Genomic DNA, 26456 nt, shown 5'->3' with positions numbered 1-26456 from the left:
ACCAAAAACCTCGCCGCTGATGACGCAGATCGCGCTGATCGGGCAATGGGCTGTGGCGCATCAAGCCTGGGGATTGAGAAAGCTCCCCATATAAGCGTCGTCATCCCGAACGCCGTGGGCGAGGGCGCGCTGTCATCAGCGCCCGAGTAGGGGTGAGGGACCTTGCGGTTCGATTGAAGAAACACAAGGTTCCTCGGGCCGGCTCGCACAATGAAGAAAGCTTGTGCTCGCTTCCGGCCCTCGGAATGACGTTGTTTTAGAAGAGGCGGCATTTTACTGGGCTGGACAGAGCCGACAGTCAGTGGCCGACGCCATCGCGCACCACGATCACGCACCCACGATCGGTGGCGTCGTCGGGCCCGCTTGTCCCAGCGCGCTGCCGCAATAGGCGCAACGGTTCCAGGAGGCGTCCACGGCGCGTTTGCAACTGGGGCAGGCGCGCGCCATTTCCGCGCCGCACTGCGGACAGAAGGCAAACCCGGGACGTCCCGCTGCGCCGCACTTGGGGCAGGGAACCGGCAGCGGATCGCGCATCACGAAATACAAAATGATGCCGATGGAGTTGGGGATCAGCAGGGCCAGCCACGTCCACATCACGTAGCGCATGCCGCGGCGGCGCGCGTCGGCGTTGATGTAGCCGACCAGCAGCACCACGGCGCCCACCAGCAATCCCGGCCAGAAGGCGAATGCAACTTGCCCGGCGAACGGCCACAGGCGCAGCTTGGGATCGTTGGGCATGGCCACGAACAGCAGGAGGCAAAACATGCAGAACTCAACGAGCACGGCAATGATCCATGCCACAGGAGGAATAATGCGAACTTCATCAGAAAAACGGTTCATAGAGCCCTCTCTTCTTGCCGGAAACGCTTGCCCAGTACCGCGGCGGCCAGGGCCGTCGCCAGCCAAGCGGCCAGAATGTATGTGGTCCACAACACGGTGAGTTGCGTGGAGGAAACGTTGAATGTCTGCATCAGCGGGCGGTCGAGCATGCGCAACAGCGGCCAATTCAGCAGCGTGAGCGTCCAGCCCAGCAGAGCCAGCGCGCCGAACATAAGGCGGTTCCAGCGGCGGGCTTGGTGTGTATGGGAACGCTGGGCCTGGGCGCGCAACTCCAGCAGCCGGCGGGTTTGTTGCATCAGCCCCGGAGGCATCTGCGGCATCGGCTGTTCCTGCAAACTCTTGGCGAGCCGGCCCAGCCCGCGGAACTCCGCGCGGCAAGCGTCGCACCGGAGCAGATGTTCTTCCACCTGGCGTTGCTCGACGGCGTCCAGTGCGCCGGCCGCAGCCAGGGTAAGCAGCTCGCGGATCGCGGAATGTTCGTTCTCAGTATGTGCGTCCATGTTTATGTCACTCATATTCGAATCTCGCGTTCAATTCAATTTCCTGTTTTCGTCTGCCCGGACTGCTTTCCAGGCTCCGTACACAACGACTTCTGCAAACTTCTCAGCGCGCGATGCAGTCTGGTCTTCACCGTACCTAGCGGCAGCGCGAGGATTTCTGCGATCTCGTCCAGCTTCATTTCTTCTTCAAAGCGCAGCGTCAAAAGTTCCCTCGCCACCGCCGGCAACTCCGCCACTGCTTCCGCCACGCGGGCGGACCGCTCTTCCGCCAGCATCTGCTGCAGCGCGTCGGCGGCGGGGCCCGGAGTCAGGTCAGCGCGCGTGTCGCCTGATGGCAATTCTTCATCCAGGCTTTCCGGCTGCCGCCGACGCAGGTGGTCAATCGCCAGGTTGTGCGCGATGGCAAACAGCCATCCTTCAAAACTCCGCCGCGGATCGTAGCTGGGCGAGCGCTCCATCACCCGCAGCCAGGTTTGCTGGAAGAGGTCTTCCGCCGTGCTGGGCTGGCGGACCATGCGCAGCATGTAGCGGTACAGGCGATGCTGGTAGCGCTGCATCAGCGTGGCAATGGCATCCACGTCGCCGCCGCGCAGCCGTACTGCTTCGCTCTCCACGCCCAGCACAGTTCCCAGCATTGTCTCCACCAGCGGGCTCATCATATATGTGCCTGTCCGGTATACGGGCCCACCCCGCAAAAGGATTCACGGTTTGTAAGTGCTTGGGCGGGAAGGGGAATATGATTTGAGGGCTGGCGTACACAGCTTTCGCCCCCGAAGTTCGCGCCCCTCGGGCTCACGCTCCCGAACTTCACATGGAAGGTGTGACGTTCGCTGCTCGGCCCTTGGGGCGGGGAACGAATGTGATTAATATCACCGTTTTGGGCGACGCCCCGGACATAGGATGATGACCTAGCATGCTAAAGAGGTGAATTATGGCTGCACCCAACCTGATCGCGCCAACTTCCCCTAAGCTGAAGAACATTCTCTTCGCCACCGATTTCTCTGAAGCTTCGTTGACCGCTCTGCCCCACGCCAGCGCGGTTGCCCGGGCCTTTGCAGCGACGCTGCATCTCTGCCATATCGAGCCGGCTGCGCCTTTTTCTTCCGGCGTGTCCGACCCCCGTCTCTATGAAGCCGCGGGCAAGAACGCCACGGCGCAACTGGTGGCCCTGCGCGATTTGCCGGTGCTCAAAGGGATGAAGCCGGCGCTGGTGCTGGGGGAAGGCAACCTCAAGGATGAATTGTTGAAGATCGTCGCCAACAATCACATTGATCTGCTGGTGGCCGGCACTCGCGGACGCACCGGCCTGCGCAAGATGTTGCTCGGCTCCGTGCTGGAAGAAATCTGCCGTGTGGCGACTTGCCCCATCCTGACCGTTGGTCCGGGAACCACCTTTGACGCCGAAGCGCCGTTCAAGAGCATCCTCTATCCCACCAACTTGTCCGAACTCAGCAAGAAAGCCTTGCCGTACATTGCTCTGTTGGCCAGGCAGTACGGCTCGAGCGTCACCGTGCTGCACGTCGTCCCGGAAGGCGAAGCTACCACGTCCGACGAAAAGTCATTCCGCGAGACGGTCGCTAAGAAGATGAGCAACACGTTTGGCCCGGCGCTGGCGGAATTTCATCCGGAATTTGAAGTTGCGTTTGGCAGCACGGCGGAGACCGTACTGCGCGTCGCTGAAGAAAAAAAGGTCAGCCTGGTGGCTCTGGGCATCCGGAACGCCTTCCGGCCCGGAGTCTTGCGGGCGCGGACGGCGTATCGCATCATGGCCGGCGCACCCTGCCCGGTGCTGACCGTGCCGTAAGAAATCGGCGGCCTGCTTGGCCTTTGGCGCCTGGCGGGTTGAAAATTTCTGTAAGAGAGAAGTTACGCGGGCAGCGGATCGCTGAGGTTCGTGCGGCAGCGCGCTGCGCTGTTGGCCAGGCGATTGGCTTCGCCGTTATGTTCCCTGGGAATGTACGCGATGCAGAAATTCATCGAGCGGGCCAGCTTGCGGCACATCCAGTTCAGGGAATAGAGGCGCGGACTTCGGCAGGCGTACTCGCCGGTCATTTGCTTCACCACCAACTCGGAATCGGAATAGACGTGCAGCGCCGTTGCTTTCAGTTCCACTGCAAATTGCAGGGCTTCAAGCAGCGCCGCGTATTCGGCCACGTTGTTGTCCTGATGTCCGATCCATTTGGCAATGCGGACCAACTCGCCATCCGGCTTTTCGATGACCACGCCAATGCCCGATGGCCCCGGACTGCCGTGCGAACCGCCGTCAACGTATGCGATGAGGTTTGCCATTTACTCCCGGTGGCTTTTATGCCGTCTCAGCAACAATGAGGCAAGCGGCGCTGCGCGTCAAGAGATTCGTTGGATACCGCCCGGCCACCGACCTTTGACTTCAGACAGTTTGTGGAAACTGCTGTGGATATCGCGGGTGAAATTCCGTGCGCACATTTCCCATCCGCATTTTTTGCGGCTTGCACATTCAACATGTGATGTCGAAAAAAATCTTCGTTTGCACAACTCTTGTGTATTGACAACACGCGTCCTTAATGTAGGATTGCCCACGTCGACGGTCGAAAGGTTCAGTTGAAATAAACAGCTTCTGGGCCGAAGTAGACTGGGTGATTGGTTCGGTGAAGCAATTTGCCGGACGCTCCGACCCGAAAAATCCGGCAGTCTCTGCGAGGGGAAAGCCGGGGTTGGGGGCTGCGAAAGCAGTATTCACATCAAGGGCTGTGACGGTACATGCATCCACGTTGTTGACTCCCTCGCAGGAGTTGGCGGCTAGAGCATAACCAATGTCACAGCCTTTACCTTTTCCCGGGCCTTTCTTCTGACCGCTCCCTCTTCGCAACAACCTGCTTAGAACGCACCAAGCCCTCACGGACTTGTCATCAGATCCCGAGAATCCTCCACCTGCCATGCAGCTACGGTGAGTTTTCACCACGCTCTCTCGGCCCGAACCCGAGGGTATTTGGTAGGAAACTAATGGGGAATGTTCGTGATGTTTCTGCTTGAATCTCCCGCTCATCTCATCGCATCTGTCGTTATCTCCGGATGCTACAAACTTTAACTCTCCCTTCACATTCCTTTAAACAACGGCAGCTAGATTTGCCCGCTGCCCAGGTTGTTCCGTTTTGCGGACAGCCCGGCGCAATCAACGGAGAGGAATCTGAATGACAACCATGAAAGACGTGACGCGCAATGTGTTCGTGCTGGCCATCGCCGTGCTGGCTCTTGCGGTAACCACCATCGCCCAGTCCACACAGGGCCGCGACAACGACAGCCGTGACGACGGCGAACGCCGCAGCAAGTATGCCATCGGACTCTGGGGCGACCTGCCGTACTCTGACGTGCAGGCGCAAGTCGGCGTTCCCAACTTGATTGCCGACATGAACAAGCAGGAGTTGGCATTCACCGTGCATGACGGCGATCTGAAGGCCGGCAACGGCACACCGGGTTCGGTCACGCCTACCACTTGCACGGACGCTCTCTACACGCAGGCTCTTGGGTTCTTCAACGCGCTGAAGGCCCCGGCCGTCTTCACCACCGGCGACAACGACTGGACCGATTGTGACCGCGCGTCCAACGGCGGCTTCAACTCGCTCGAACGGCTCGACCACGAGCGCGCTTTGTTCTTCAGCACTCCGTTTTCGCTCGGCCAGAATCCCATGCGCATGGAAGTACAGTCCACGCCGCTTTGTCTGGGCGTGAAAGGCCCAACGCCTTGCGTGGAGAACCGCCGCTGGACTTTTGGCGGCGTCACCTACATCACGCTCAACATTCAGGGTTCCTGCAACAACCTGTGTGACACCAACCCCGATCCTCTTGAGTTCGCGGCCCGCAACGGTGCCACCATCGCCTGGATGCAAGACGGCTTTGCAGCGGCCAAAGCCCACGGTTCCGCAGCGGTCATGATTATTTCCCAGGCTGATCCCGGCTTTGATCTTTCTACTGGAGTCGGCGCGCCGCTGCGCGACCCGAAAACGCTCGTCGAGACTGACGGCCTGCCTGACGGCTTCCACGATTTTCTCGTCGCGTTGCGCGACCAGGTGATCGCCTTCGAGAAGCCGGTAGCTTACGTCCACGGCGACTCGCATTATTTCCGCGTTGATAAACCGTTCCTCGACTCCAAGGGACGCCGCCTGGAAAACTTCGTCCGCGTGGAGACCTTTGGCGACAACCAGGGCAACGGCACCAATGACGTGAACTGGCTCAAGGTGTTCGTAAACTCCCGCAGCCGCGAGGTGTTTGCCTTCCAGCCGCAGATCGTCCCCGGCAACCGCGTGGCCGTCCCCGCGCCCTAAGTAGAAGACGAGAGACCGGAACACCGGCAAGACCCAGCCATCCCCTGGCAGGCAACAGCTTCCTGTCAGGGGATTTTGGGTATTGAGTCAGGTTGAGCTGGCCCCAAGCTCGCGTGGCACAGCCCGGGTCCCCACCACACGCTTCGCGTGGCGAGGTGGAGCCGCCCTCGGCTGTGCGGATCTCACGCTTTTTGCCGCTCAAGTCTCTGCGCTAAAATCTACGCCGGAGAAACCGCCATGGCAGAGGGCACTCGGGCGCGCGTTCATTTTGAACACAGTGAGCCAATCTTGCGCGTAGAAAACATGAAGGCCAGCCTCAAATTTTATGTTGACCTGCTGGGCTTTAGGAACGCCAGTTGGGGTTCAGACGATTTCACCTGCATCTCGCGCGATGCGGCTGTCATCTACCTGTGCCGCGGCGGTCAGGGACGCGGCGCGGCCTGGGTCTGGGTCGGCGTGGGAGACGCCGAACAGCTCTACGAAGAATGTAAGGCCGTGGGTATCCCCGTTCGCATGCCGCCCAAAAACTATCCGTGGGCCCTGGAGATGCAACTTGAGGATCCCGACGGCAATGTGCTTCGTCTGGGTTCAGAACCGAAGAATGATCAGCCTTCCACGACGTAATTGAAGTGCGATGTATCAGTGATATTTCAATTCTCTTGGCCAGCGGACACGATTCTGCCTGGCGCTGGAGAACACGCTCCCAGACTCAAGGACCGTGTGGCACCGGCACTCCTGCCGGTGCTGGTGTAAATTCTCCAGAAAACAAAGTCGTCGGGGAGTCGCAAATGCCCTACCTGAAGGGTTTACGTGAGACACATCCCCGCTCGCTCACCGATCTCCCAAATCGCGTTAGACTAATTCGCGCCCATGGACCTTTCCTTCTCCCTCGCAACCCCCGCGCACGCAGCCGAGCTCGCCGCGCTCCACAACCTGGTAGCGGACGATCTCACCGCGCGCTACGGCCACGGACCATGGTCGGCCCACGTCACGGAACGAGGCGTGCTCTTCGGTATGCGGCACGCGCAAGTGGTGATCGCGCGCAACGGGAACGCGATCGTCGGAACCCTCAACTTGCCTACCAAGAAGCCCTGGGCGATTGACACCACTTATTTCACCGCCGTGAAGAAGGCGCTCTACCTGACCAGCATGGCCGTGGTTCCGGAGATGCAGCGCCAGGGAATCGGCCGGTTGCTCCTGGAAGAAGCGGTGCGACGGGCGCGGGCTTTTCTTGTCGGCGCCATCCGCCTGGACGCCTTTGATGCCGATGCCGGCGCGGGCGAGTTTTACGCCAAATGTGGCTTCCGCGAAGTCGGCCGCGTGGTCTATCGCAAATCGCCGCTCATTTACTTTGAGATGGTATTTTGATGCGACATCATCGCGAGAGCTATCTCCAAGATGTTGGCTCTGAGCGCCGTCAGGCGCGACCCGAGGTTAGCCCACTGTGAGGCGAGCGCAGCGAAGCCGGAACGGTGGGTAGGCAGCGCAATGAGCTTGAGCGCCGTAGGTGCGGCACGTTTCTAATTCCCGCTTCTTACGATTGCTATTTCGCTCCCAATCAAGTACTTTTTTCCGTCAAAAAGATTGAGGTGTCCATGTTCTGCTTCAAGTGCGGTTTCAACATGCCGGATACCGCAACGGTTTGCCCGCAGTGCAATACCCCGGTGACCAATGCGCCTCAGCCGCCGGCCCCCTCGCCTTCTTCCGGCCAACCGGCGTCACCCTGGCTCAACGTGCCGGCGATGCAGGCCATGCCAAGCCAGGTGCTACGGCCAGGCATGGAGCCTCCCACCGACGGCAAAGCTACCGCAAGTCTGGTGCTGGGGATCCTGTCCGTCACTTGCTTGTGGATCTTCGCCGGCATTCCCGCCGTGGTGCTCGGACACATGTCGCGCAAGAAAATCCAGGAGAGCATGGGGCGTCTTAAAGGTGGATGGCATGGCCCTGGCCGGCTGGATCCTGGGCTACAGCAGCGTCGTTGTCGGTATCCCCGTCATGTTGATCATCGCCGCCATCGCCGTTCCCAACCTGCTGCGCTCCCGCATGGTGGCCAATGACTCTGCAGCCATGAGCACGGTGCGCACGGTCAACACCGCCTAGGTTGCTTATAGCACTGCCTACCCAAGCGCCGGATATGCTCGCGACATGGCCCTCCTGGGATCGGGCGGCGGCGACTGCAGCAGAACTGACTATCCTTCCGCCCAGCATGCCTGCTTGGTGGGTGACTTGATTGCCGGCCCCTCCTGCACCGGCGGCGTCTGGTGCAATAAATCGGGATTCAAATTCAGCATGTCCGCCGCCTGCACGGCCGAAGGCTGCACCGAATACGTGATCACCGCCACGCCCATCAACCCCAGCACCGGTAGCCGGAGTTTCTGTTCGGCTCCCGATGCCGTGCTGCGGTATCGTCGTGGTCCTCCACTCACCCAGCCTCTCGCTTCCTCAGCCGATTGCCTGACGTGGACGCCCTTATGAGCATTGCGAACTTTATAGAGACGGCCAAGGTGAGCTAAGCGATGGTTGGCTCAATTTCTTGCTAACCTGAGATGTGAGCTACCGCTCTCAGCTTGTCTGGCAAGGTGTCTTGGAGGATGAACGATGAACTATTCTTGACCTGGCTGGCATGCTTACGCTAAACGAAACGGACCGGGCGAGTTCAATGCTCGTCCGGCCAGTTTTCATTCTGTATTCTTCGCACTCGCCCGGCTGGTGTCACCCTTGCTTCGCCGCCCGGAAGCCTGATGCCGACGGCTAATGGCTAAGTGCTAATGGCTAACGGCTAATTGCCAATTGCCATTTGCTTACTTCACTCCCAGCAATTCCACGTCAAAGATCAGGGTGGCGTTGGGTGGGATCACGTTGCCCGCTCCCCTGGCCCCGTAGCCGGCAGCGGGTGGAATCTTCAACTGGCGCTTCCCGCCGACTCGCATCCCGGCCACGCCTTCGTCCCATCCTTTAATCACGCGGCCCGCGCCCAGCGGGAACTCAAAAGGCTCGTCGCGGTCCACAGAGCTGTCGAACTTTTTGCCGTCCGTGAGCCAACCGGTGTATTGGACGCTCACGGTCTTGCCGGACACGGCAACCGCGCCCGTGCCCACCTTGATGTCCCAGTATTCGACGCCGGAAGCGGTGTTTTGCGGTTTCCCCATAACTTTTGTGGGGCCGGCGGGTGCGGCTTCTTTCTTGGCCTGGGCGAACAAGAGTCCCATGCCCGTCAGCACCGTAAGAACAACAACGAATCGTTTCATCTGGTCTCCTCGAGAAATCCATCATAAATCAGAAAACGCACACATTTGAATTCTTCAAAGCCAGAACCACGTAGGACGGGACGCGTGGCCCACGCTTTCGCTCGCTGTTGGCGAAGCGACGTATGGCCCGCCCTTCCGGCCCAATGGCCCACATCCCGCAAGTCCTACCAAGACTCCAGGCTGCCTTAGAATGATGGGAGAATATCGAAAATGGCGATCTTACCCAACACGCTGAATGAATCGCTAAGAAAAATCAGGGGCAGAGCCCTCAGTTCAGTGGAATTCGTGCTGGACTATGTTCAACTTCGTTTCGACGGACCAACTTTGACTGCATACACTTGGCCTTGTCTCTCTACGGCAGAGAAAACTGTGTCGTGGGGGGAAGAGGGGTATAGAGATACTCTATGTGCTCGGATTGGTGTCAAAGTGAAGGATGCCAGCGTTGTCGAGGGGACCGATCTCGCGATCTATTTTGAGGATGATTCAGTCCTCAGAATTTCCCTCCGCGACGAAGACTACCGTAGCATAGAAGCTGTTTATTTTGTGAACGAAGACGGTTCCTTGTGGGTCGTTTAGGGGGCGGGGGCCACGGCTGTTGGCCCACGCTTTCGCCTGCTGTTGGCGAAGCTTGGGGATTCGAACGCTCAGCCTTTGCCCCATCCTGACCTCACCCACCCTTTTTCCCACCAATCCCCCAAAAAGCACGTGTAAGACACCCCTGCTCCCCGATTTTGAGCTTCAAAAACCATGGGCTATTGGGTTTTTTCCACGAAATGTTGAATATCTTCATGCTAATATCGTGGACACAAGTTGCACAGGCCGTGCCAGGTATTCAGGTTCGCAAGACAAGGATTGACGCATACAAACAGCTTTCCCGGGAAGAAATGGCGGCAAGTCCTTCGGATTGACCTTCTCACGGTCCCGACCACAGCTCAACCCAGTGCCAGGTAGAAAACCAGGCAACTCCGAAGCTCGCAAGACTTCCGGGCGCCGGATTTGCAAGCTTGGCTCGGGATCAGGCTGTGCAGCGTGCAAGCCTCAGTCGAACCAGGTGAACGCTCTGCAAGTTTTTTTGCAGGTACCTACATGGAATCCTCTATTTCCGGTGTTTTTCCGGAAATAGCAGCCAGATTGTTTAGGCGTCCATGCGACTGAGACGGCAATTCTCAGGGCGCGTGGATGCTTCTTCCACCGCATCCTGATCACAAGTGCAGTTTGGGCCGCGGGCCCGCAGGACCCCCAGCTCAGGAGGCGGGATGCTCGGGCGAACTCTGGGACATTATCGGATTGAAGAGCAGCTGGGCGCCGGCGGCATGGGCGTGGTCTACAAGGCCCGTGACACGCGTCTGGACCGCGACGTCGCCGTCAAAATCATTTCTCCGGAATCCCACAATCCTGCTTTGGAAGAGGCCTTTCGCCGCGAAGCGCGCTTGGCGTCGTCGCTCAATCATCCCGCCATCGTCACTATTCTTGACATCGTCCATGAAGGCGACCTGGCCTGCATTGTCATGGAGTATCTGGCCGGGCAGACGCTGAACTACCTGATTCCTGAAAACGGCTTCCCCGTGGAGACCGCGTTGGAACTGGCCCTGCAAATTGGCAGCGGAATCGCGGCGGCGCACGCGGCCGGGATTGTCCATCGCGATCTCAAGCCCGGCAACATTGTGGTGGGGCCCACCGGCCGGATCAAAATTCTGGATTTCGGTCTGGCCAAGCTGGCGGAGCGGTCCACGGACAGCACCACGCGCAGCGTGAGTGTGTTCGGCGACAAAGTTGTCGGCACCATCGCCTACATGGCGCCGGAGCAGGCCCGCGGCGAGCAAGTGGACCAGCGCGCGGACATCTTTTCCTTCGGCGTGATCTTCAGCCAGATGCTCACCGGCCAGTTGCCCTTCCACGCGCCCAATCCGGTCGCCTTGATTCGCGCCATGCAAATCTCTGAGCCCACGCCGGTGCGCCAGCTCCGGCCGGAAATCCCCGCGAGTCTGGAAGCAATCACGCTGCGCGCGCTGGCCAAGGACCGCGAAGAGCGCTTTCCCACCATGACAGAAATGATGCGGGCTCTGACGCAGCGGATCACTCCGGCCGGGTGGCAAGCCGATGACAGCTCGCCCGAGTCGGCTGCGGCCCGCTCACGCTCCGCGCCAGTTGTTTCCAGTACGACTACATCCTCAATCCTTCCGCCGGCAACCGGAACGGAAAGGACATCCATCGCGGTCCTGCCGTTTAGCAGTGTCGCCGCCGATCCGGAAGATGGTTACTTGGCATCGGGACTCGCTTCTGAAGTCATCCGCGCCCTCACCGGGGTCCCCGGTTTGCGCGTGGCGCCGCAGAGGGCGTCCTTTCAGTTGGGGGAACAGGCGTCTGATCCCATGACGGTGGCCAGGACGCTGAACACCCGCTACGTGGTCACCGGCACGGTGCGCCGCGCCGGCCCGCGTCTGCGCGTCGTGGTCGAGTTGGTGGACGCCATTGAAGAGCGCGTCGCCTGGGCCCAGAAATATGACCGCATGATGACCGACATTTTTGACATGCAGGAGGAGATTTCCAAGGCCATCGTCAGTTCCGTCGGCGGGCACCTCATCCGCGTGGTCACCGACTTCGCTTACCGCACACCCACCGACAACCTGGACGCCTGGGGCCTGGTGCGCAAGGCCTACCACATCTGGAACTATGAGTTCAGTCCCGCCGGCGTGGCCCAGGCCATCTCCATGCTTCGCCGGGCCATGGAACTGGATCCCGCTTACGCCGCCGCGCATGCGTTTCTCAGCATGTATCTCATGCAGACCGTGCTGCACGGGATATCGCCCAATCCGCAGGGCGACTGGGCGGAAGCCATTGCCGCCGCGGAGCGCGCAGGTGAACTCGCGCCTAACGAATCGGAGGTCCTCGCGTCGTGCTCGCTGGTCTGGCTGCAAAACGGCCAGTATGAAAAAGCCGTTCAGTGCTTGAATCGCGCCGTGCAAATTGCGCCATTTGACCTGGTTGCCTGGGGCTACCTTGGCCTGGCGCACGCCAGCGCGGGCGGCGAGAAGGAGATTCTTGAGGCCCATCGCATCCTCAGCCGGTTATTGGCGGACGCGCCGGATCACCCCTCGGTCCCTTACTGGCTGCAATTCATTACCGTCGCCAATTTACGGCTCAACCGGAATGAAGATGCGGTCACTAGCGCCCGGCGCTCGGTGGAGTTGCAGCCCGGCTATACCTTCCATCAGGTTTTTTATGCTGAAGCCTTGTGCCGCTGCGGCCATAAGGATGAAGCGCTCAAGGTCCTCGCCGCCATCCAGACCTATAGCCCGGGGTTTACCCTTGAGCATTTCGAAAAGATCTGTTTGGGTTTCACGCGTTCGGCCGCTATCGCCGAAAAGATTTGCGGCTGTATCAAGGCCCTGGAAAATTCCCACCTGCGGCAGAGAGGTGCTTGATGAGTCTTCGCCAATCTGAATTCGTCGAAGTTGCCAGTGGCTTGGGATACCCGGAAGGCCCCGTCTATCTCGCCGACGGCAGCCTGGTTGCCGTGGATGTGAAAGCCGGCGCGCTGCTCCATTTTCTTCCTGACTCCGCCAACCCCGGAAAATTCCTGCCGCCCAAATCCATCAACCTCGGCGGCTCGCCCAACGGCTGCGCTCTTGGGCCCGACGGCGCTCTCTACGTCTGCAACAGCGGAGGCTTTTCCTTTGAGACGGTTCCCGGATTGCCATGGACGCTCAACATTCCCACCATCCAGGCCCCGGGATACGCCGGCGGAGAAATTCAAAGAGTTGACTTGACAACCGGCGCCTTTGAAACCTGGTGTGGGCCGCAATCAGTTGTGCCCCAAACCAATCCCAAAGTGCTGGCCTGCGGGATTCCCGCCTTGACCGATCCTCGCGGTCTTCGCGCCCCTGACGACCTGGCCTTCGATTCAACCGGCGGGCTCTGGTTTACCGACTGGGGCAAAGACGAAGGGTTCACCCGCGACGTCACCGGTGTTTACTACCTGCCCGCGGGATCGCGCACGCCGATTCTGAAGATTCCCGGACGCATGTCTCCCAACGGCATCGTGCTTTCTCCCCAGGAAGACCGCCTCTACGTGGCGGAAACCCTTTCACGATGGATCGTTTACTGGGAACTCTCCTCCCCCGGGACCATCAAGTGCAATATGCGTCCTTCCGGATTTCCGCTGCGCACGCTCGACGGTTCGTACTTGCTCACGGCGAAGATTCCCGGCTGCGGCCAGCTGGATTCCATGACCATGGACGCCGAAGGAAACATCTACGCGGCCACCATGATGCCGCAGGGCCTGGATCCCATGGTCAACGGTGGCATCACCGTGGTCTCTCCTAAAGGCGAAATTCTGGAGTTCATTGGATTTGATATCGGTGCGCCGGAACCGCTGCCTTCGAACATGTGTTTTGGCGGGCCTGACGGCAAAACGGCGTTCATGACTCTGGCCGGCACCGGCCGGATCGTAAGTTGCCGCATGGCCATTCCCGGATTGCAGCGCAAGTTTTCCAACACTTGAGTAGTTCTCACGCGGGCCCCGGCCGTTTCTGCATAAGAAAGGAACACAGGCGATATGGCGTCAAATCCTTCCCCTCAGGGCTCCCGCGGTTTCTGGCGCTGGCTGATGGACCAGTTCCACATGTTCTTTGATCATCCGCTCGACTTTCTGTGGGCGAAGATCCGCGCACTGGGAATGTTTCTCTGGAAAATCCTCAAATGGCTTGCCGGCCTCATTTACCGCATGGTCACCGCCGTGAGCCGGCGCGTGTGGATCACGGTGGGCATCACCTTGGCCGTGATTTTCGTTCTACTGGTTGGCGGCTTCATCGCCGCCGTGTCCTACGTTGATCGCCAGATCGCGCCGGCCGCGAAGATTGATGAGGTCCGTTATCTCGGCCAGGGCTGGGGCACGGAGCCTAATTCTCCGCAGCGCCAGACGTACTATCACACTCCCCAAGGCGCTTACGTGCAGGACTTGCGCTATGACTGGATGGTTCACCTCGAGCGTCCCTGGAGTGAAGCGCGCTTTGCCGACGAGAAGTTCATGCGCGCCTATGGTTTCATCGTGGACCAGGCCGATCTCCCCAACAATCCCGGGCATCTGCCCGTGGGCTTTGCCACCCGCTACGATGCTTCCTACGGCGAGATGATGCTCGACCTCACTTGCGCCGCCTGCCACACCGGCGAACTGCAGTACGTCAAAGACGGCGTCCGCTACGGCGTGCGCGTGGACGGCGGCTCCGGGGGCGCCGATCTCAAAGGCATGCATCCCGGCCACTTTGCCATGGACCTGGCTGTCTCACTGGCCGCCACCTACGTGAATCCTTTCAAGTTCTCGCGCTTCGCGGAAAACGTTTTGGGCAAGCACAATAATTCCAGAGCACGCGCCACCTTGCGCCACAATCTGGGCAAGGTGTTGAAGAAGGCGTTCGCCCAAGCCATGGTCGAAAGGCGCCTGCACGTTTATCCCGTAGAAGAAGGTTACGGACGCACGGACGGTCTGGGCCGCATCCTCAACACCGCTTTCGCTGTAAACCTGAGCGAGAAGAACTATCGCGTGGCCAACGCCCCGGTAAGTTATCCGCCGGTGTGGGACATCTACAAATTCGACTGGGTGCAATACACCGGCAGCGTTCGCCAGCCAATGGCCCGCAACCTCGGGGAAGCCATGGGCGTCGGCGCCCGCTATTACCTGGTTGACCCCTACGGACGGCCTCTGCCTGATAGCGAGCGCTATGAAGCCTCCACCATGCTCCCGAATCTTGACAGCATTGAAAGATCGCTACGCAAGCTCACCCCGCCTTGCTGGCCGGAAGACATCTTTGGGCCCATCAACAAGCCTCTCGCCGAAGAAGGCTCCAAACTGTTTGCCACTCACTGCGTGAAATGCCACGGGCCTTATCTGGCCAAGGACTACCAGACTGAAGCCGACGCTCCGCTCAAACTGTATCAGTTCGAATCTGACGCTCCGCCTGATTGGGTGCAGCGCGCTGCCGCCGCCACTGGGCAGGGCAAGACCATGCAAATCAGTATTGGCAGATCTGATCCGCTCAAGCAACCGTCCGTCACCGAGCGCATCGTGCCAGGTACCACGAAAGACGCTCCTCCTCCCAAGCTCGAAACCCCAATCCCGCACTGGATCATCACCATGATCAACATCCAGGACGTCGGCACCGATGCAACTTCGGCGCTCAATTTTGTTCGCTACCGCCTGGACCTAACGGAAACCGGATTGACGGCCGAGCAGGTGCGCAACGCTCTGACTCGCTACGCCGTGCGAGACTATCACCGGCAGGTTGCCTACAATGACGCGCTGTCCAAAGACTCCACAGTCGCTGAAGTCCAGCGCCAGGCCGCAAAAACCCTGCACGATCATCTGGTCAGCGAAGGAGAAGACGGCTACCTCCGCGAGCAGCTTGGCGGAGTGCAACTCAGCTCCGTGTCCCTGGGCGTCGCGCTGAATTATCTGATTACCCTGGTCCGCGACCAGGCCTACCAGGACATGGGTATGCACGACGACCGCGCGCATGACAATGTTCGCCATGTGTGGGACGGCTTCGGCCAGTTGGACCTCCCGCAAGTGTTTCCCCAATACAAGGCGCGTCCGCTGGCTGGCATCTGGGCCACGCCGCCGTTCCTGCACAACGGCTCTGTACCTTCGCTGTACCAGATGCTGGTCCCCGCGTATGAGCGGTCCAAGAAGTTCTATCGCAAGACCACGCTCTTTGATCCTTACGCCGTCGGGCTCTATAGCGATGCTTCGGAGAAAGGCGCGTTCCTGTTCGATACCTCCATCACCGGCAGTTCCAACTCCGGGCATGAATTCCGTGCCGGCTACCGGCCGTGGAAGGAAGGCGATCCGCCCTCCTATGGCGTGATCGGTCCAGAGCTGACCGAACATGAGCGCTGGGCCCTGGTGGAATATCTCAAAGTGCATCGTGACGATCCCAATGACAAGTCCTGCTCCGTGTACGTTGCTCCTCCAGCCCCGAGGTACAAACCATGAAGCACTTGTATATCTTCCTGAAGTGGCTAGCGGCGTTGGCGGTGATCGTGCTGCTCTTTGCGGCCTGGCTCTTTGATCGCGATCGCGCCCCCGCCTGCTCTCCCATGGGCGAGCAGGTCACGGACAACGAACCGTTCCTGACCAGCGAAATCATCCGGATGGCCATAGATACTTCCGTCCAGCAGCGCGCGCATCTGATGGAGAACACGGCCAAGCACGTATCGCCGCCGCCCAGCAGCGAGAAGACTGCTCCCGGATACCGCCCTGATGCTTATCGCCGCGACGCGCATCCCAAAGGCCACGGATGCGTCGCCGCCACGTTCAAGGTGGATAGAGTAGAAGACCGCTTCGCGTTCGGCGTTTTTGCCCAACCCGGCCAGTACGACGCATTGATCCGCTTCTCCAGCGGCAGTCCCACCTTGCAGCCGGACTTCATGAAAGACGCGCGCGGCATGGCCGTAAAACTTTTCAACGTTCCCGGCAAGAAGCTGCTGCCCTTTGAAGAGGACGACACCACGCAGGACTTCACCATGATGAACAACCCGGTGTTCTTCATCCGCACGCTGGAAGAATACGCGCAGTTCAACCAAATGTTGGCTTACGGCAACCCAAAGGAATACTTCATTGACCCCACGGGCAATCCGCTGAAGTGGCATCTTCGCGAACTCTGGCTGGGCACCGGCACGCAGAAGCCGCGTCCTGACAGCCTGGCCACCACTCGCTTTTACAGCGCGTCGGCCTACGCGCTGGGCCCCAACGGTTACGTCAAATACAGCGCCGTGCCATGTTCCAGCAACAAAGTCATGCCGCCGGATGCCAAGCAGTCCAAAGAATTTGATTACGACTACCTCCGCCTGGAGCTGGCCAACCAGGCCGTCAGCGGCAGCGCGTGTTTTGATTTCATGGTGCAGGCCCAGGTTCCCGGCAAGAACATGCCGGTGGAAGATACCACCGTGGAGTGGAATGAGGCTGATTCTCCCTTCATCAAGGTGGCCACCATCACCTTCAAGCCTGACCCCAACAACAACTCCGCGGAACGTAACACGGCGTGCGAAGCCATGTCCTTCAATCCCTGGCACTCGCTGGCGTCCCACCGCCCGGTCGGGGTGATGAACCGCGTGCGCAAGGCCCTTTATCAGGAGATGTCGCGCTATCGCACCACCAAGAATTGCGCCACATTCTGCCAGGAGAGATGCACGGCCAACGCGTGCTCGCCTGGCTGCAGTGAGAGCTGCACGGCTGCGTGCCCGCTGCTCAACGAACCCGCAACAGCTGAACTTCCCGCGGACGTTTGCCATCCTCCGGCGGTGGCGAAGACGGCTGCGCGCGTGCGATGATCGGGGGCGAGTTTTCTGCTGATGCGGGCCGGACAGTCTTTTCACAATCAGCCGGAAACATTCGAGCCGTTGATGAAGCGCGAGTCGCTCGAGTAATCACTTCTCCAGCCACATTTCACACAACTTTTTGCCGTATTCAGATCGGCCTGGGGCCTTTGGTGGCCACCAGCACCGCCAATATCGTGGCGGTGTTGCGAAGGCTTCTGGCGATGGTTACAAGTGCCTCTGAGACCGGCGGATGTAGCTCTGCCAGGTCTTCAAGGCGTGTGGAGACGCCATGGATCTGCTCAACTTCAGTCAGGATCGCGTCAAAAGCCATTGGTACACTGCTTTTCGAAAGCAACCTAAGGTGTGGAAAAACTTCAGATGGACTGGCTTAGGTCAGAAGACCTGAAAGAGGGGAAGGTGGTAACCACCTCAATTTCACTATAACACACCCTGCGTGCTGTCGCTGCTCCAAACTCGACCTTAGTTCTGTAAGCGCATCGCGAAGCCTTAGGCGTCTGCTGGCCGAGTAGCGCTGATCGCCCCGGAATCTAAAATACTCTGCAGCCGGGACGTCAAGACAAGACAGGAGTTCTTGCCGATGCAAAAGTGAGATCCACGAAATGTTCCCGAAGGTCGTTGACCAGGCTGACAAACTTGCCCTCATGGGGGACGCCGTCTATCGTGACATGCATCTCGCCCTCATGGTCCGGAGATTGCCGAATGGTGACGTGGTAAACCGTTTCCTGGAAACGGTAGTGGACTTTGAAGCTTGTCCACTCCAGGGGAAAACATGGCGCAAAGTGAAGCTTGTCAACTTCCAGTCGCAGTCCCAGTAAGGATTCGATGAGAAGCCTGTACATCCAGCCGGCGGACCCCGTGTACCAAGTCCATCCTCCACGGCCGGTGTGCGGCTCCAAGGCATAGACATCAGCCGCCACCACGTAGGGCTCCACCTTGTAGGTTGCAACCGTTTCGCTGGAAAACGAATGGTTGACTGGATTGATCATGCTGAAAAGCTCCCACGCGCGGGCGCTGTCACCCAGGGCGGCGAACGCCATGGCCGCCCAAATGGCAGCATGCGTATACTGCCCGCCGTTTTCCCTCACGCCAGGGACGTATCCTCTTATATAGCCGGGATCGAGATTGGATTTGTCGAAGGGCGGAGCCAGCAGCTTGATCAGGCCGTGATCGCGGTCCACGAGGTACTTGTCCAGGGAATCCATGGCTATCCGCGAACGGTGCTCAGCAGCTGCGCCCGACAGAACCGACCAACTCTGGGCGATGGAGTCAATCTGGCACTCCGGATTCGAAGCGGACCCCAGCGGTGAACCATCGTCGAAGTATGCGCGCCGGTACCATTCTCCGTCCCACGCAGTCTCCTCAATAGCGTGGCGCAACTGCACCGATTCAGAGCGGCAACGCTCGGAGAAGGCCACGTCACCGCGGCGGCTGGCCAGCTCGCCAAAGCGCGCCAAAACCTCAAGCTGGAAAAATCCCAGCCAGACGCTTTCACCCTTGCCCTGTTCACCTACCAGGTTCATGCCGTCATTCCAATCTCCCGTGCCGATTAAGGGGAGACCGTGTTCACCTCTCTTTAGGCCGGCCATGATCGCCTGCACGCAATGGTCGTACAAAGATCTGGTTGTTTCAGAGCGCCCGGGCAAGTCGTAATATGAATCCTCTTCCGGCTTTACTGGGCGCCCCTCAAGAAATGCCACATCTTCATCCAGAACTCCAGTATCACCACTGCTCGAAACGTATCGGCAAACAGCCAGCGGCAGCCACAGAAAGTCATCCGAGCAGTGGGTGCGCACACCGCGGCCGGCCGGAGGGTGCCACCAATGCTGGACGTCGCCTTCACGGAACTGGCGCGAAGCGCAAAGTAGAAGCTGCTTTCGAATCAAGCCCGGTTCAGCGTGCACCAGCGCCATTACATCCTGCAGCTGGTCACGGAAACCGAAAGCGCCCCCGGACTGGTAGTATCCGCTGCGGGCCCAGAGACGGCACGCCAAAGTCTGGTACAAGAGCCAGCCATTGGCCATGACGTTGATTGACTGGTCAGGTGTGTCAACGTTTACGGTGCCGAGAGTGTGCGTCCAGTAATGCCATACTGATTCCAGTGCGTGACGTGCGGCTTCTGTGCCGCGATAGCGCTGCACCAGTTCAACGGCCTGTGCGGGCGATTGTCCTACTCCCAGGATGAACACGATTTCGCGTTCTTGCCCATCCAAGAGGTCAAAGGGAAGGCGGATGGCGGCGCAAGGATCCAGGCCGCTGCCGATCTTCCCTGAAAAGCGCGCCTTATGCATGCCCGCCGGGTTTGAGAGAATTCCATTGCGCCCCAGAAACTCCGTCCGGTCTCCAGTGATCGTCCGTGTCGACTGGCTGGCGTCAAAGAACGCCGTCCGATGAGGAAACTCTGCGTTGTAAGCGTTGCGAGCGAAGAAGGCTCCCGTAGCCGGATCGGTCTCCGTGGTTACGTGCATGGTTGATTTCGGCCGAGTGTCTCCCAGGACCCATTCCACATATCCCGTGGCAGAAAGTTTGCGGCTGACGCCAGAATGGTTGTGCACCTTCAAAACCGAGAATTTTATGGCCGCATCTGGATTTACATACACCCACAACTCTGAAGCGATGCCGTCTTCTGTATGTTCAAAGACGCTGTAGCCGAACCCATGTCTAGTGACATAAGGCCCCATGCCGCGAGACGGCAGCGGCGACGGCGACCAGAAACTGCCGCTCTCCTCATCGCGCAGAAAAAATGCCTCTCCGCAGGTATCGGTTACCGGATCGTTGTGCCATGGCGTCAGGCGAAATTCGTGGGCATTTTCACTCCACGTATACGCCGAGCCGCTCTCGGAGATCACAGTTCCAAATTCCGCGTTTGCTATTACATTCACCCAGGGTGCGGGAGATACTTCATCCTGGGCAAGCGTAATCACATATTCGCGCCCGTCGCGGGTGAAGCCGCCGAGCCCGTTGAAATGAACCAGGTCGCGGTAAGGTAGCTCAACCCGCTGGGTTGGCTCGCCGCGGCTGGCCCTTCTGGGCCGTACACGCGGGACTTCAGTTTCCACGGCGCGACGTGTACTGATCTGCGAACTCAACGGACCGCGCGCGTCTGTGATGATCGCCCGCGCAACGGCTTGGAAGAGTACGCGGTCCTCATTCGATATCTGCTCGGCGATCCGGACAAAAATCTGCCCTCCCCGTTCCGCCGGGCTGGCTTGAACTCCTGCCGCCATCAAATCCGTGATCTGGTCCTGCAGCAGTTGCCGGTATCCGGCATGGTCTTCATTCCAGATCACCAGGTCCACCGCCAGCCCCTTCAGCCGCCAGTAAGCGTGCGCTTGTACGAGCTGGCGGACCAAGTCCATGTTGGCGACGTCCGCAATCTGCAGTAATACGATCGGCAAATCACCGGAAATGGTGTAGCCCCACAGACCGGACTGCGTCCGGCTGTTTTTGCTCAGCACGGAAGCTTCAGCACGCAGTGACGGATTGGCATAGAGGATCGAACTGGCAAGCCGTCCAAAACTCTGGGCATCCGCCTCGGTGGCATTCAGCTGTCGCAGGACTACCTGGCTGTGCGTCCATGCGAGATCAAAGACTCGATCCGCCAGATGGCGGTCTTGATACTTATCGACCAACTGCACACAACGGTCTCGATTCTCGCCGACGCCAGAAACCAGGTTGGCGGTGGCAGACTGCCCCGGCTCCAGGGTGATCTGATAGCGGATGGCGACAATAGGATCAAGCACGGAGCCCTGGCTGCCGGACAGCGACGCTGGACCGGCCGGATTCATCGCCTGGGGATTCGCCGCAGTTCTTCCTCGGCCGATGAATCGCATGCGGTCGGTTTCGTAGGACACGGCGACTACCTCCGCGCCATGGACCACCAGCAGATGAAACATCCAGGGCGGCTGCTCGGTATGAGACCGGGCCCGCCGCGTGCAAAGAATCGCGCGTCGCTGTTCCAGTATCTCGGTTTGCACGAAGAGGTTGCTGAAGGCCGGGTGCAGGTCGTCAGACGCAGGTGAGGCCAGAACAACTTCAGCGTAACTGGTTATCTCAATGACCTTGCGTTTGCGGGCATGGTTGGTAAGCGTGACTCGCCGAAGCTCGATGTCGTCTTCCGGCGAAACCGCGATCTCTGTGTGTGCTTCCAGTTCTCCCTCACGGCAACGAAACTCGACTTTGGCCTCCGAAAAAATGGCTTCGTAGTATTCCAGGGGCTTGGCGGTTGGTTGGTGGGCGGTGGACCAGAACCTTCTTGTGGCAACGTCCCGGATGTAACAGAAAGTCCCCCAGGAATCGCAGGTGGAGTCTTCACGCCACCTGGTCACCGCCATGTCCTTCCATCGGCTGTACCCGCCGCCGGCATTGCTGACCATGACGTGGTATCTGCCATTGGACAGCAACTGCACTTCGGGAATCGGAGTGTTTGGGCTGTGAAAGACGCGCACCGGGGTTGCCAGCTCATCCGCGACTCTGTGCGTCTGGGGAAGATCATAGGCCGCGGAGTACAGTGCTGTTGCTTTGGGGACCTTCTCATGGAGAAGTAACGTTGTGGCCTGGAAGATCGGCACCGATTCAAACCGGCGTTGCATCGGCCGGTCCAGCAGAACATGAGAGAGGGCCAACAAGCTCATTCCCTGATGATGGGACATATACGAACGGACAATAGCTTTCGACTGGCCCCGGGGCACACGTGATGGAGTGTAGTCCGTGGCTTCATAAAAGCCGTGTTTGCCTGCCGCGCCCGCAAGCGCGAGCCTTTGCAGGTTGGCGCAGGCCTGCTCGGGAGCCACCATCAATGCTAAAGCTGATGCGTAAGGCGCAACCACCAGGTCAGCGCCAAGTCCGCGCCTCAGGCCAAGGCCAGGCACTCCAAAGGCCCTGTATTGGTAATTCATGCGGGCATCGACTACGTTGTAACCAGATTCTGATATCCCCCAGGGCACGCTTCGCGCCGCGCCGTACTCGATCTGCCTTTCCACGGCTGCCTTGCAAGTCTCATCCAGCAGAGAATTTTCGTAGGTAGGCATCACGAGCAGCGGCATGAGGTACTCAAACATCGAGCCGTCCCACGAAAGAAGCGTTGGCCCCGCGGAAGAACTCGTAAGCTGGCGGCCCAGAGCAAACCAGTTCTCTTGAGGAACCTGGCCTTGGGCAATGGCCACAAAGCTGGCGAGTCTTGCCTCTGAAGCCAGCAAATCGTAGTAGCTGGAATCACGCCGCCGTTCGCTCACGTTGTACCCAATCGTCATTAAGTGACGAGTTTCATCGTAGAGGAAGTCGTACTCGACGCGAGCAAACTCCCTGCACTGCAGCGTGAGCCGCTCAATCTCCGCAATCCGGTTCCTGGCGCGATGACTTGCTTCACCGATCAGAAGCCTCAAGGCTTCCACCCGCTGGCGCAACGCCTCACGGTCGTTGCGCGAGTCCTGGATGACGGAGACAAATTCCGCATCCCAAGCTACTGTCAATGCAGCTAAGTCACGCAGCGTGGGAATGGAGTTTAAGTGGAACTCGTCCAGTGCATCGGACGAATGCGCCAGCACCGTCCAAGGAGTGAGGAAGGTCAAATCGTCAAGAGCAGCCTGGCACTGGCGAGCGAGAGCGTCCGCCCACCAAACCGGCTCGCTTCCCAGCAGGTCCTTAGCGAGTTCGGCCAGACTCGCAGCTTTTGTGGAAAGCTCTTCCAACCGGACGCGCGCGGCCGCCAATGTGGTTGGCGGTTGCGCGCACGAAGCGTCCAGTTGTTTCAGTAGATCAGCAGCACAAACAAGTGCGGGGTTTGCCAGTTTGGTATCGTGAGGCGCCGGGACCCTGGTAACGTCCAGGAAAACGCGGAGCGTATCAAGAAGCCCGCCAAACAACCGAGGCGCTAGTATCTTCTGATCCACCAGGCCGGCCAGCCCAGGCTCCAGGGTGAGCGTGTGGGCCGCAAGGTTCCCGCTATCAACAGTAGAAACATAAAGCGGCGAGAGCGGTTTCAATGTCAGCGTTTCATACCAGTTATAGAAGTGTCCGCGATGCCGTTCCAGTGATCCCATGGTCTGGAACGCCTGGCCGGTCCGTTGGAGCAATTGGGCAGCTGAGAGATAACCAAAGTCGTAGGCGGAAAGATTTGCCAGCAACGCCAATCCCATATTCGTGGGCGACGTGCGGTGCGCCAGAGTGGGCCCCGGGCTCTCCTGATAATTGTCGGGGGGAATCCAATGGTCTTCTTCGGTGACGAACTTCTCAAAAAACGACCATGTTTTGCGGGAGAGTTTGCGAAGGAAGATAGTCTGTTCCAGAGAGAGCCTTGGCTCGTGCCGCTGGAGTGGACGACTAATCCACCAAGTAACCGCGGGGGCTGCCAGCCAAACCAGCAATATCGGAGCGGCTATGCTTAGGCTTGACGGCTTCAGCAGGCCCACGCCAATCAGGCAGGCAACTGCAAAGGCAGGAGCAAACCACATACGCCCGTAAGATTCAGCCAGGCCGGATTGGCTCTGATGTTTATGCTCGCTTGACGGATTCCACTCCAGGAGCCGTCGATGGGAGAAAAGCATCCGCCACGTCGCCCGGAGAATTGCATCAAGGCTGTAGAGAGCTTCGTAGGGCAAGCAGGCAAACGCAGTCAACTCCTGGGCCAATTGCCGTCCGAAAGACCGCAGCGCTTCCGGAAAGTGCTGCCTGGCGGCCACGTCTCTTGGTTTCTGAAACAGGTCGAAGCCAAAGGCGAGAGCAATGGGAACAAAGAGCATCGCAAGGACCGCCAGGGTCCACGCGCCGGCCGGCGCAAGTCGCAGCCAAATCAACAGCAGCAGGAGAACCAGTGATGCTGGCGTCAGGCTGCGGCGAAGATTGTCAGCAATTTTCAAGCGGGAGAGAAACGACAGCGGATTTGGCACTGCCTCGCCCTTTGGGCCAGGCACGCGCGGCAGGATCCAGCGGGCGATCTGCCAGTCGCCTCGAATCCAACGATGACGCCGGGCTACGTCACCTTCATAGGTTGGCGGATAGTCTTCGTAGAGCTGCACGTCGCTGAGGAGAGCGGACCTCGCATAACAACCTTCAATCAGGTCATGGCTGAGGATCCGATTTTCCGGAAAGCGGCTGCCCAGCGCCTGCTCGAAGACATCAACTTCATAAATCCCTTTGCCAATGAAGGACCCTTCGCCGAACAAATCCTGGTAAACGTCAGACACTGCGCGCGTGTAGGGATCAATGCCTGGTTCACCGCCCCAGAGCCGGGTGTAGCGCGACCGGTTGACGCCTGGGAGACTCACGGCAACGCGCGGTTGCAGGATGCCGTAGCCCTGGGTAACGCGTCGTTTTGTGCCGTCGTAAACCGGCTGGTTGAGAGGATGCGCCATGGCCCCCACCAGCTGCCAAACGGTGTCGCGCGGCAACTGTGTGTCCGTATCAAGCGTGATCACATACCGGACGCTTCGCAGAATGGCCGTTCTCCCGGCGATGCGCAAGAAGCGGTCTCCTGGATGGCCGCGCAGGAATGCGTTCAAGTCTTCGAGCTTGCCTCGCTTGCGCTCGTGGCCCATCCACATCCGCTCGGTTGCGTTCCAGCGCCGCGGGCGATGGAGCAGGAAGAAGATATCAACGCCCTGGCTGCTGTACTTCTCATTCAGCTCTGCGATCTTTGCCTCGGCGAGATCCAGGAGAGGGGAGTCTTCCGGAATATTCTCCGCATCGGCATCACGAAAATCCGACAACAGACAGAAGTGCATATGGTCAAGGCGGTTGGCTAGAAAGCGGACTTCCAACGCTTCCACCAGGTCGGCAACGCCTTCCGCGGTCGTGAACATGCTGGGCACCACAACGAGAGTGCGTAACTCCGGAGGGATTCCGTGAGAGAAGTCCATCCGCGGCAACAGGCGCGGCTTGGTCAGCTTGGTCAGCAGCCAGTTGAACACGGTGACCGCAAACTGGCTGACAACGCTCAGTGCGAGAATGGTGAAGGCCGCCAACCTTGCGCCCCGCACGCCATGAGCGTGCGCTCTTACGCTTAGAGTTTTGGTTAAGAGGGCGGTGGCTGCAAGAAGTGTTCCCGAATACAGCAGCAAAGAGTGCCGCCGACCCGCCAGTCGCAAAGATCGCAAAGTGGACCGGCGCATGGCGACCGCGCGTTCCAGAGTCGCTCGCCCTTCCGCGATTAAATAAAAGCCAACATGTCCGGCCCGGTCTTCTTTGTTCTTCCAGCTTTCGATGGCCAGTTGAACGGCTTTGCCAGCCACCTCGACTTCTGATAAGTCACTTTTCCGCGCGATCTTTTCGACGACGTGGCGGTAGCGGTCGCGTGTGGCAAAACTCATTTTGCCGTACACACCCTGGGGATCCTCGCGCAGGGTGCTCTCAACAGCGCTCATGGACTCAACAAACTCGCGCCAGTCCGTCGCATCCAGGAACCTGAGACTGGCAATGCTGTTGCTGATGGAAACCTGGTCCGTGGCTTGCTGCTGGTTCTCTGACCGCACCAATTGCTCAATCGTCAGTCCGGATTCCGAGAGCTGTTGCTCAATCCAGGTAAGCGGCAATCCCAATGCTGGACCTTGTCCCTGCAGGCGTCGCGCCAACTCGGCAATGAACGAACTTGCCATAGGAGGACGCGACCGCGCCATATCTGCGACTACGAGAATCAGGTTTTTGGGGTCTTTTTCTGCAACTCCCGTCAGCTTATCAGCCCAACTGTCGGCGAGGTTGCGGTCGAGCCTGTCAGCCGCAATCGCCGCAGCCACGCGTCTAAGATTCTCAATGAGAGCCAGCCGCAGCATGATGGGAATGGCCCACAACTCGCCTAGGTTGAGGGCCGTGATCGTCTGGTAAGAGGCCACGAACCCGCTGAGGCTTTCCAGATCGACTCGGGCGTCGCTGTGAGAAATGGCTTCCAGGGCCAAGTCATATACACGAGGCAACCCCGCTGAATGGCCGTCCAGCAGCCGCGGGAGTACCCGGCTGTACCCTTTAGGCAAATGTCTCTTGGCGGTCCGGATTTGTTGTTCGATCAGGTAGAAATTATCGAGCAGCCATTCGCCGGCCGGCGCGATACGCCGGTTCTCTTCTATCGCCCTGGTCAGAAGGTGACAGGTTTCGGTTAGGACTTTTTCGTTGTCCGCTAATCTCGATAAGAGCTGGTCCGGTGCGGGTTCCAGGGCAACGTGGTGCGAGGCTGCCAGGACCCTGCCATGCTGCTTCATCTGCTCTCTGCTGAACAACTCTGAGCGCAGGGGGGCTTCTTCCGC

Annotated in this window: 17 protein-coding genes; 9 read left to right on the top strand and 8 right to left on the bottom strand. The window is 59.2% G+C overall.

All coding sequences use genetic code 11. The features are described 5' to 3' along the window. Nucleotides 1-327: 327 nt before the first annotated feature. From LAO20_16155 to LAO20_16145, 3 genes are read right to left on the bottom strand one after another with little or no spacing between them, the layout of a single operon-like run. A complete protein-coding gene (locus LAO20_16155) occupies nucleotides 328-840 on the bottom strand; it encodes a zinc ribbon domain-containing protein (GenBank protein MBZ5532963.1) in 513 nt (170 codons plus the stop codon). Then, complete coding sequence (locus LAO20_16150; protein ID MBZ5532962.1) at nucleotides 837-1340, bottom strand: zf-HC2 domain-containing protein; 504 nt, start codon at nucleotides 1338-1340, stop codon at nucleotides 837-839. Before LAO20_16150 ends, LAO20_16155 begins: the two co-directional genes overlap by 4 nt. Nucleotides 1341-1375: 35 nt before the next feature. Next, on the bottom strand, nucleotides 1376-1999 hold the full coding sequence (locus LAO20_16145) for a sigma-70 family RNA polymerase sigma factor (protein ID MBZ5532961.1): 624 nt from the start codon (nucleotides 1997-1999) through the stop codon (nucleotides 1376-1378). A gap of 272 nt (nucleotides 2000-2271) precedes the next feature. Here LAO20_16145 and LAO20_16140 point away from each other — a divergent pair, with 272 nt between their 5' ends. Further along, nucleotides 2272-3144: a universal stress protein gene (locus LAO20_16140; protein MBZ5532960.1), complete on the top strand. Its 873-nt coding sequence runs from the start codon at nucleotides 2272-2274 to the stop codon at nucleotides 3142-3144. Nucleotides 3145-3206: 62 nt separating this feature from the next. Here the strand turns inward: LAO20_16140 and LAO20_16135 are convergent, their stop codons facing one another. Further along, a complete protein-coding gene (locus tag LAO20_16135; protein ID MBZ5532959.1) occupies nucleotides 3207-3629 on the bottom strand; it encodes a ribonuclease HI family protein in 423 nt (140 codons plus the stop codon). Between the two features lie 1025 nt (nucleotides 3630-4654). Here LAO20_16135 and LAO20_16130 point away from each other — a divergent pair. From LAO20_16130 to LAO20_16115, 4 genes are all read left to right on the top strand, one after another. Next, complete coding sequence (locus tag LAO20_16130; GenBank protein ID MBZ5532958.1) at nucleotides 4655-5641, top strand: hypothetical protein; 987 nt, start codon at nucleotides 4655-4657, stop codon at nucleotides 5639-5641. Between the two features lie 237 nt (nucleotides 5642-5878). Then, nucleotides 5879-6265: a VOC family protein gene (locus LAO20_16125; GenBank protein ID MBZ5532957.1), complete on the top strand. Its 387-nt coding sequence runs from the start codon at nucleotides 5879-5881 to the stop codon at nucleotides 6263-6265. A 246-nt stretch (nucleotides 6266-6511) separates the two neighbouring features. Then, a complete protein-coding gene (locus LAO20_16120) occupies nucleotides 6512-7009 on the top strand; it encodes a GNAT family N-acetyltransferase (GenBank protein ID MBZ5532956.1) in 498 nt (165 codons plus the stop codon). Nucleotides 7010-7236: 227 nt separating this feature from the next. After that, nucleotides 7237-7698, top strand: a complete 462-nt coding sequence (locus LAO20_16115; protein ID MBZ5532955.1) for a DUF4190 domain-containing protein — start codon at nucleotides 7237-7239, stop codon at nucleotides 7696-7698. A 132-nt stretch (nucleotides 7699-7830) separates the two neighbouring features. Here LAO20_16115 and LAO20_16110 read toward each other — a convergent pair whose 3' ends face one another. Next, nucleotides 7831-8067 carry a hypothetical protein gene (locus tag LAO20_16110; GenBank protein ID MBZ5532954.1) on the bottom strand — a complete coding sequence of 79 codons (237 nt, stop codon included), beginning with the start codon at nucleotides 8065-8067 and terminating at the stop codon, nucleotides 7831-7833. Nucleotides 8068-8442: 375 nt separating this feature from the next. Further along, entirely contained in the window at nucleotides 8443-8850 is a 408-nt protein-coding gene (locus LAO20_16105) for an FKBP-type peptidyl-prolyl cis-trans isomerase (protein ID MBZ5532953.1), read from the bottom strand. Nucleotides 8851-10145: 1295 nt separating this feature from the next. On the opposite strand from LAO20_16105, the gene LAO20_16100 reads away from it, so the two are divergent. Genes LAO20_16100 through LAO20_16085 form a run of 4 tightly spaced genes read left to right on the top strand, consistent with a single transcriptional unit; the run spans nucleotide 10146 to nucleotide 17217 of the window. Then, entirely contained in the window at nucleotides 10146-12314 is a 2169-nt protein-coding gene (locus tag LAO20_16100; GenBank protein MBZ5532952.1) for a protein kinase, read from the top strand. Continuing rightward, nucleotides 12314-13393, top strand: a complete 1080-nt coding sequence (locus LAO20_16095) for an SMP-30/gluconolactonase/LRE family protein (GenBank protein MBZ5532951.1) — start codon at nucleotides 12314-12316, stop codon at nucleotides 13391-13393. Before LAO20_16100 ends, LAO20_16095 begins: the two co-directional genes overlap by 1 nt. 54 nt (nucleotides 13394-13447) lie before the next feature. Further along, nucleotides 13448-15880: a hypothetical protein gene (locus LAO20_16090; protein ID MBZ5532950.1), complete on the top strand. Its 2433-nt coding sequence runs from the start codon at nucleotides 13448-13450 to the stop codon at nucleotides 15878-15880. After that, nucleotides 15877-17217: a catalase family protein gene (locus LAO20_16085; protein ID MBZ5532949.1), complete on the top strand. Its 1341-nt coding sequence runs from the start codon at nucleotides 15877-15879 to the stop codon at nucleotides 17215-17217. The genes LAO20_16090 and LAO20_16085 overlap by 4 nt, the downstream gene beginning before the upstream one ends. Nucleotides 17218-17353: 136 nt before the next feature. Here the strand turns inward: LAO20_16085 and LAO20_16080 are convergent, their stop codons facing one another. Both LAO20_16080 and LAO20_16075 read right to left on the bottom strand, forming a co-directional pair. Beyond that, complete coding sequence (locus LAO20_16080) at nucleotides 17354-17536, bottom strand: hypothetical protein (protein ID MBZ5532948.1); 183 nt, start codon at nucleotides 17534-17536, stop codon at nucleotides 17354-17356. Between the two features lie 241 nt (nucleotides 17537-17777). Beyond that, nucleotides 17778-26411 (bottom strand): cyclic beta 1-2 glucan synthetase, encoded by an 8634-nt coding sequence (locus LAO20_16075; GenBank protein MBZ5532947.1) that lies wholly within the window; start codon nucleotides 26409-26411, stop codon nucleotides 17778-17780. Between the last annotated feature and the right edge of the window lie 45 nt (nucleotides 26412-26456).

This window comes from Terriglobia bacterium (assembly GCA_020072815.1).
Taxonomy (GTDB): Bacteria; Acidobacteriota; Terriglobia; order Terriglobales; family Acidobacteriaceae; genus Angelobacter.
Note: the sequence above shows the minus strand (reverse complement) of the source record. Positions and strands in the feature narration are given on the sequence as shown.